Consider the following 7,387-nt stretch of genomic DNA (forward strand, 5'->3'; position numbering starts at 1 on the left):
CTAAGCGCAACTAAGCGCCGTACAGCGCCAGCGCCCAGGCTGGCGGGCGCAGCTCCAGCGCCAGCGGCAGGTAAGCGGGGGCTAAGCGTGCCGCCAGCAGGTACACATTGGCGGCGCCCTTGGGCTCCCAGTTCCCCGTAAAGCCCTTTTCGCCGGCCGCCACGCGCTTGCGGTCGAAGGGCACGGCGCTTTTCGCGAACTCCTCGTGCGTCTTGCTGCCCTGCGCATACGGCGCCAGCCAGGCCAGCGCTTCGGCCAGGCGCTGCGCTTCCGGCGCGCCATACCAGTCGTCGCCATGCGCCTGCGCCATCAGGGCCGTCGTCAGCAGCGGTTCCAGGCTGTAGGTGGTGTAATGCAGGGCGTCGCGCTGCTCGAAATCGAAGGGCACGCCGCCGGCGCCGATATTGCGCGGCACGTGCGCCAGGAAGCGCTCCTTCGCGCGCGCGATCAGCAAGGCGTCGCCCGTGACATACGCGGCGGCCGTGCCGATCTTGATGCGGTGGCTATGCCAGTTGTTGCGCGCCGTGGACGGGCCGCCCACCTTGATCGGATCGCTCAAATAACCCTGCGCCAGGGTGCGGCAAAAGACCCGCACCTGCTCGCGCTCCACGCCATTCAGGCGCTCCTGCACCAGGTCATAGCCCATCAGCAGGCTGGCCAGCTCCGTCTCGTCGACAGGGCTGAACGACGGCCGATAGGCGCCGCTCCAGGCCAGCAGCAGCTGGCGCGCCGCCTCGAAATGCGCCATCTCGCCCGACAACCGCCAGGCCAGCGCCTGCAGCCGCGCCTGGCGCCAGTCTTCCTGCGCCTGCTGGCTGGTCTCGCGCCCGCCTTCGCCTTTCAGCAAGCCGCCCGTGCGCACTTCGGCCATCAGGTGCACGGGCCGCGCCGCATCCTTGCGCGCCGCCCTGACCACCTGTTCGGCGATGGCCGGCGCCACCCGCGCCTTGAGCGTGCGGGCACGTGCGGCGGACGTCAACGCAAACGGCGCCACGCCCTCATGCGGGTGCGGCGCGGCGCGCAATCCCGCCAGTGGCAGCGCCAGCAAGCCGGCCAGCACGGTGCGCCGGCGCATCAGGTGCGCGCTCAAAACCGCGTCTCCCGCGCCGCGCGCAGAAAGTTATCGAGGATGGGCGTGCAATCGAGCAGCTCGACGCCGCCCGCCGAATGGAATTCCGGGTGCCACTGCAAGCCCATGACGAAGCGGGCCCGCTGGTAGCGGATGGCTTCGACGATGTTGTCGCCCTGCGAATACGCTTCCACGGTGATGTCGCGCCCCAGGTCTTTCACGGACTGGTGGTGGATGGAATTGACGAGCGCCTCGCCCGTCTTCGGGAACAGGCCCGCCAGGGACGAGCCTTTCGGGAAGACGATCGTGTGGCGATGGCGGTCATACAGGTCGTTGACGTGCGAGGTAGCGCCTTCCACGTCGGAGGCGATGTCCTGGTACAGGGTGCCGCCAAAGCCCACGTTGATCAGTTGGCAGCCGCGGCATATGCCCAGCACGGGCTTGCCCGCGTCGACGAATTCGTGCAGCAGCTCCAGTTCGTACAGGTCGCGCGCGCGGTCGCCATTCCATTCGGGCCGCGTGGCCGCCTCGGAATACGTCTGCGGCGAGACGTCGGCGCCGCCCTGCAGCACTAGGCCGTCCAGGTGGCGCGCATAGTGGCGCAGGGTGATGTTGCTCGGGTGGAGCTGGCCGCTGGTATTGACCGTCGGGATCATGAACACCAGCACGTCGCGCGACATGACCCACTGCGCAATCGACTCTTCCAGGTATTGCAGGTTCTTGCTGCGCAGGCCAGTGGCGCCCGGTTCGGGGTGAAAAATGCGCGCCGAGATACCGATGCGCAGGGTGCGCCGCATGAAATCGCGGCTGGCCTTGTCGCGCATGGAGCGGTAGCGCGACGAGATCACGCGCCAGGCCAGCGCCAGCGGCGTGTCGTTGTCCTTCAGGTAGCGGGGCGCCGCATCGCGCGCGCGATGCTCATCATCGGGCGCCCGGCGGCCCACCCGGTCAGGCCGCGCCGGCGTTGCAGGATCGGGGGAAGGGGGATGCTGGGGATCTTTTTCGTCTGACATGGCAAGGCTGACTGAAAGCGGAGACGTTTTCAATATAAACCCCTGCCCCCGAAAGCACGATTCAATTTTGTAACAAAAGCCCACGCGCGGCGCATCCGCGCAACACGCGGGCCGGAAAACGGCAGACAGCCCGCATACAGTCCGTTTACGCGGGCAGCCCCGCTTTTTAGAGAATCTTTACGCCCCCGCTGCTAATCTTGAACGTACCTCAACCACCGCTGCAAAGCCACCATGGAACCCCATTCACGCCTGCCAACGCATCAAGCACTGCCCCACCGCCATCCCCGCCTGCCCACCTTTCTCATGCATATCACGGTCGACAAGTCCTGCCTGGCCGAGCTGCGCCAGCTGGTCGTCAAGACGTGCGGCGGCATGCTGTCGTTCATGCGCATCGAGGCGGTCGACCACGCCGAACGCATGAAGGTATGGCTGTGCGTGACGGAGCCGGCCTTGCGCCTGACCATGGACGCCGTCATGCGCCTGCTGCCGGCGGCGGAATTTGGCCGCATCAGCCAGGGGAAATCGCTATGAACCAGTACTCGTGCGGGCAGGCGATGTCGTCATCGCGCATTACCGCGCACTTTCAGGGCATCTGGGTGCCGATGGTCACGCCATTTCGCGACGGCGACATCGACTTCGACGCAGCCCAGCAGCTCGCGTGCGAACTGGCCGCCAGCGGCATCGATGGCCTGGTGGCATGCGGCACCACGGGCGAAGCGGCCATGCTGAGCGCCGCCGAACACACCATGCTGCTCGACAGCGTGCTCGAAGCCGTCGGCCCCCGCTTCCCCGTCGTGATGGGAATCGGCGGCAGCGATACGCGCAGCGTCGTCGCCGCCGTGCAGCGCTATCACGACCATCCGCTGGCCGGCCTGCTGGTTTCGGCGCCGTCGTACGTACGCCCTTCGCAGGACGGCATCGTGCGCCACTTCCAGGCCATCGCCGCCGCCACCGACCACTCCATCGTGCTGTACAACGTGCCGGCCCGCACGGGCGTCAATATCGAACCGCAGACGGCGGCGCTGCTCGCGCGCGATTCGCACTTCGTCGCCATCAAGGAAGCGGGCGGCAAGCTGCAGCAGCTGAGCGAACTGCTGCTCGACACGCGCCTGGACGTGCTGTGCGGCGACGATGCGCTGCTGCTGGCCAGCCTGTCCATGGGCGGCCACGGCGCCATGTCGGCCGCCGCCCAGGTACGCCCCGACCTGTATGCGCAGCTGTACCACCTGGTCAGGCAGGGCCGCCACGGCGCCGCGGGCGCCCTGTTCAAGACGCTGCTGCCCGTCATCCGCCTGCTGTTTTCCGAACCGAATCCCGCTCCCGTGAAGGCGGCGCTGGCCATGCAAGGCAAGGTGCGCGAGGAGCTGCGCCTGCCGATGACGCCGATGTCGGCCGCCGGCCAGACCGCGCTGGCCGACGCGCTGGAGCAGCTGATGGCGCTGCCCGTCTGGACCGCCAGCGACAAGGAAGAACTACGCGAAGGCTGCCTGCTGCAGCTGGTCTCCGCGGCCAACATCATGCCAGCCGTGCGCCAAGATGATCATCGCCATCACGGATGAACGCGGGGGGATGGAGAAATCCATCCTGGCCGGACGGCTGGCCGCCTCGCGCGCGCTGGCCGGGCGCAAGGTGCTGCTGCTCGATGCCGATCCGCGCCAGAGCGCCATGGCGCAGGCCAGGAACATGCACGACGGCGCCATGCACGGCAGCCTGACGCGGCCGCGCCTGATGGCGCGCGCCATCAGCGCCAAGGGCTTGCAGCCGGAGCTCGAACACCTGGTGAACTGCTACCACGACATCGTCATCGACAGCGAAGGCCGCGACTCCATGGGCAGCCGTTCGGCCCTGATCGCCGCGCGCGTGCTGGTGGTGCCGCTGGACGGTGTGGCGGACGCTGCCGCGCAGGCGGGCCTGGCGCGCCGCATCGCGCACGCGCGCAGCGTCAATCCTGGCCTGCGCGTGCTGCTGGCAACGGATACGCAAGTGGCCGCCGCCCATGTCCTGGCCGTCCAGATACCGGCCGCCCGCGTGGTCGGCCTGGGACAGCTGTACTGCGCCGTTTTCGACAGCCATCACCGCGCGGCATAGACACCCGGCCGGGTCCGGCCCCGTTCCCGGCACGCAAAAAAAAGGCGGCGCATGCGCCGCCTGTCCCCTCCGTCAATTAAAACGTCTTGCTAAGCGTCAGCTGCAGCGCCGTCCTGCCCATGAATTTGCCATTCACGGGCGAGGCATACGCCGACTTGCCCGCGTTCGTGCCGATCACGGCCAGCGCGCCCGTCACCATGCCGAAATCGCGCGTGACGCCCGCCTTCCAGTCCGTGTAGCTCGACGCATCATTGTTTTTGACCTTCTGGTGGCCCGCGTGCAGGTTGCCGGTCCAGCCGTTGCCCAGGTCGATATTCGCGCCGATGTCCAGGTAGCCGCTGTTCTTGCTGTTGACGATGCCGAACAGGTTCGAGACGGCGTGCGAATACTTGACATAGGCGGGGCCATACGACAACTGGCCGTAGACTTCCTGCGTATCCGCGTCGGCCAGGCCGGCAACGTGCTTCAAGCCGTTGTCCGCATACACATAGGCGAGCACGCCGACGTCGTAACCGATATCACTGGTCAGCTGCCCGCGCTTGCCCGCATACAGGTCCACTTCCACGTCGCCGCTGCCGCCCGCGTCCTTGGTCCACTTGATGGTGGAAGCCCAGGCGCCCGCATACAGGCCCGTCGGGTTGTTGACGTAGTCGGCACCGCCCTGCAGGGCGGGCTTCAGGCGCGTCTGCGAAATGCCGCGGTAGCGGTAGTCGGACACGCCGGCCACGTTGAAGCTGACTTCATTGTCGGGCTTGGTCTCTTCCGCGTGGGCCAGGCTGCCCGTAAAGGCGGTGGCGACGGCAAGTGCAACTAGCATTTTATTCATGGTTTTTTCTTCTTCATGAGTGGTATGGGCCTTTGCCAACATGGCGCAGCTGGCCCGCCGCTGCAAAAATTTTGGGTAAAGCGTCCCCCCGGCGCGCGCGGCGCCCGTTTTCAAACGGGGGAAGGAATGCGGCTTAGAGCGGCAGCAGCAAGCGGTAGCCGACGGCCGTTTCCGTCAGCAGGTACTGCGGCTGGGCCGGATCGGCTTCCAGCTTCTGGCGCAGATGGCCCATGTAGATGCGCAGGTAGTGGCCGTTCTCGCTGTTCGACGGCCCCCATACTTCGCGCAGCAGCTGGGGATTGGTGACCACCCTGCCCGCGTTTTTCACCAGTACCGACAGCAGACGGAATTCCGTCGGCGTCATGTGCACCAGCTGCTTGTTGCGCGTTACCAGGCGGTCTTTCAGGTCGACGCGCACGTCGCCGAACTGCACCACGCCATCGTCGCTGGCGGCGGGCTGGCGCTGGCGGCGCAGCGTGGCGCGCACGCGTGCCAGCAGCTCGCCCACGCCGAACGGCTTGGTCAGATAGTCGTCGGCACCCGCGTCCAGCGCGCGGATCTTGTCCTGCTCGTCGACCCGCGCCGACAGCACGATGATGGGCACGGCCGACCATTTGCGGATGTCGGCGATGAAATCGATGCCGTCGCCGTCGGGCAGCCCCAGGTCCAGCACGATCAGGTCGGGCCGGCGCGTGCCGGCATCGATCAGGCCCCGCTGCATGGTGGCGGATTCGAAAATCTGCCAGCCCTCGTCTTCCAGCGCGGCGCGCACGAAGCGGCGGATTTGCGGTTCATCCTCGACCAGCAGGGCGGTGGCGGAAGGTTCGTTCATGTTGGTTTTCCTGTTTCATGGTCGTTGGCGTCATCGAGCTCGATCTCCGGCGGCGCCGGAGGCGTGCCCAGCGGCAGGCTGAACACGAGGGCGGCACCCTGTCCCGGCGCGTGCGGCTGCGCGTGGATGGCGCCGCCGTGGGCTTCGACGATGGCGCGGCAAATGGCCAGCCCCAGGCCGACGCCCGGCTTGTTCGATTCGCGCTCGCCGCGCGTGAATTTTTCAAAGATGGCTTCTTCGCGGCCGGGCGGCAGGCCCGGGCCGTCGTCACATACCGTCACCTGCAGGAACTGACCGTGCACCCCGGCCGCGACGGTGATGGTGCTGCCGGGCGGCGTGTACTTGGCCGCGTTTTCCAGCAGGTTGCACAGTACGCGTTCGATCAGCACAGCGTCGTAGCGCACCAGCGGCAGGTCCGGCGCCAGCTGCGTCTGCACGGCATGCTGCTGCAATTGCGGGCCGCTGGCGCGCAATGCGCTGCCCACCACTTCTTCCAGCGCCTGCCATTGCAGGTTCAGGCGCACCTGCCCGCTCTCGATGCGCGCCATGTCCAGCAGGTTCGCCACCAGGGCGCTCATGCGCACGGTTTCGGACTGCAGCGAGCGCGCCATGTCCAGCTGCGCGGGCGACAACGGAGGCCTGGACAGGGCCAGCGACTCGGCCAGGCCCACCAGCGACGTCAATGGCGTGCGCAAGTCGTGCGACAGGGCCGCCAGCAGCGAATTGCGCAGGCGCTCGGACTCCATCTGCAGCAGCGCGCCCTGGGCCACGTCGATGTAGTGCACGCGTTCAAGCGCAATGGCCGCCAGCGCGGCAAAGGTATCGAGGTGCTGGCGCTGTTCCGGCACCAGCAGCCAGCGCCCGCGGTGCGCGCCATCGAGCGGCAGCAGCGCCAGCACGCCCCGCGTACGCATCGGCGCGATCAGCGGCAGGTAGAAAATGGGCGATGCCGGCAAGGTATCGGTGCCTGTACCGGCTGCCTGCGCATGGTCGAAGGCCCACTGCGCGATGCCCATGTCCAGCGGCTGAGCGCCGTTCGGGGCCTGCAAGCTGCCCTCGTCATCAGGCAAAAGCAAAGTGGCGCGCGCGCGGAAAGCCCGCTCGATGGCGCTTTTCGTGATGTCGAAAATCTGCTCCGTCTGCAGCACGCCGGACAATTCGCGCGAAAACTCGTACAGGGCGCGGGCGCGCGCCTCGCGGTGCGAGGCAACGCGCGCCTGGAAGCGCAGGCCGGCCGTCAGGTGGCCCGTGATCAGCCCCACGGCCAGCATCACGCCAAACGTGATCACGTACTGGAAATCGCCCACGGCAAACGAGAAACGGGGCGGCACGAAGATGAAATCGAAGCAGGCCACACCCACCAGGCTGGCCAGCGCCGCCGGCCCGCGCCCCAGGCGCACGGCCACCAGCACCACCGTCAGCAGCGACAGCATGGCGATATTGGCCAGGTCCAGATAGGGCTGCAGCGGCACGGAGGCGATGGCCGTGCCCAGGCTGGCGCCGGCCGCCAGGATGTAGCGCCAATGGCGCGACGGCCGGCGCGGCGCCTCCGCCTCGTC

At 67.5% G+C, this 7,387-nt stretch carries 8 protein-coding genes; 3 read left to right on the top strand and 5 right to left on the bottom strand.

Going from position 1 to position 7,387, the window contains the following annotated elements:
* Positions 1–10 precede the first annotated feature (10 nt).
* Both GCN75_RS27030 and GCN75_RS27035 read right to left on the bottom strand, forming a co-directional pair.
* Entirely contained in the window at positions 11–1,090 is a 1,080-nt protein-coding gene (locus GCN75_RS27030; RefSeq protein WP_152285101.1) for an alginate lyase family protein, read from the bottom strand.
* Complete coding sequence (locus tag GCN75_RS27035; RefSeq protein WP_193317676.1) at positions 1,087–2,082, bottom strand: gamma-glutamyl-gamma-aminobutyrate hydrolase family protein; 996 nt, start codon at positions 2,080–2,082, stop codon at positions 1,087–1,089. Before GCN75_RS27035 ends, GCN75_RS27030 begins: the two co-directional genes overlap by 4 nt.
* 231 nt (positions 2,083–2,313) lie before the next feature.
* Between GCN75_RS27035 and GCN75_RS27040 the strand changes: the two genes are divergently transcribed.
* The 3 genes from GCN75_RS27040 to GCN75_RS27050 are packed head-to-tail and all read left to right on the top strand — an operon-like array spanning position 2,314 to position 4,170.
* A complete protein-coding gene (locus tag GCN75_RS27040; protein WP_226941595.1) occupies positions 2,314–2,613 on the top strand; it encodes a hypothetical protein in 300 nt (99 codons plus the stop codon).
* Complete coding sequence (gene dapA / locus GCN75_RS27045; protein ID WP_152285102.1) at positions 2,610–3,641, top strand: 4-hydroxy-tetrahydrodipicolinate synthase; 1,032 nt, start codon at positions 2,610–2,612, stop codon at positions 3,639–3,641. Before GCN75_RS27040 ends, dapA begins: the two co-directional genes overlap by 4 nt.
* A gap of 10 nt (positions 3,642–3,651) precedes the next feature.
* Positions 3,652–4,170 (top strand): P-loop NTPase family protein, encoded by a 519-nt coding sequence (locus tag GCN75_RS27050; protein ID WP_264372569.1) that lies wholly within the window; start codon positions 3,652–3,654, stop codon positions 4,168–4,170.
* Positions 4,171–4,246: 76 nt separating this feature from the next.
* Here GCN75_RS27050 and GCN75_RS27055 read toward each other — a convergent pair whose 3' ends face one another.
* The 3 genes from GCN75_RS27055 to GCN75_RS27065 form a co-directional block, all read right to left on the bottom strand.
* Positions 4,247–4,996: a TorF family putative porin gene (locus GCN75_RS27055; RefSeq protein ID WP_152285104.1), complete on the bottom strand. Its 750-nt coding sequence runs from the start codon at positions 4,994–4,996 to the stop codon at positions 4,247–4,249.
* A gap of 133 nt (positions 4,997–5,129) precedes the next feature.
* The gene (gene kdpE, locus GCN75_RS27060; protein ID WP_034746496.1) at positions 5,130–5,828 is read right to left on the bottom strand and encodes a two-component system response regulator KdpE; all 699 of its coding nucleotides are present in this window, start codon (positions 5,826–5,828) and stop codon (positions 5,130–5,132) included.
* Positions 5,825–7,387, bottom strand: a 1,563-nt coding sequence (locus GCN75_RS27065; protein ID WP_152285105.1) for a DUF4118 domain-containing protein, incomplete at its 5' end; no start/stop codon positions are given. The genes GCN75_RS27065 and kdpE, both read right to left, overlap by 4 nt.

Source organism: Janthinobacterium violaceinigrum (genome assembly GCF_009208555.1).
In the GTDB taxonomy this organism is placed as follows: domain Bacteria; phylum Pseudomonadota; class Gammaproteobacteria; order Burkholderiales; family Burkholderiaceae_D; genus Janthinobacterium; species Janthinobacterium violaceinigrum.

Excerpts from the sequence above, each read along its gene's own strand:
- GCN75_RS27035 (WP_193317676.1), bottom strand. The coding sequence starts at position 2,082 with ATGTCAGACGAAAAAGATCCCCAGCATCCCCCTTCCCCCGATCCTGCA.
- GCN75_RS27040 (WP_226941595.1), top strand. The coding sequence starts at position 2,314 with ATGGAACCCCATTCACGCCTGCCAACGCATCAAGCACTGCCCCACCGC.
- dapA (WP_152285102.1), top strand. The coding sequence starts at position 2,610 with ATGAACCAGTACTCGTGCGGGCAGGCGATGTCGTCATCGCGCATTACC.
- GCN75_RS27050 (WP_264372569.1), top strand. The coding sequence starts at position 3,652 with ATGGAGAAATCCATCCTGGCCGGACGGCTGGCCGCCTCGCGCGCGCTG.
- GCN75_RS27055 (WP_152285104.1), bottom strand. The coding sequence starts at position 4,996 with ATGAATAAAATGCTAGTTGCACTTGCCGTCGCCACCGCCTTTACGGGC.
- kdpE (WP_034746496.1), bottom strand. The coding sequence starts at position 5,828 with ATGAACGAACCTTCCGCCACCGCCCTGCTGGTCGAGGATGAACCGCAA.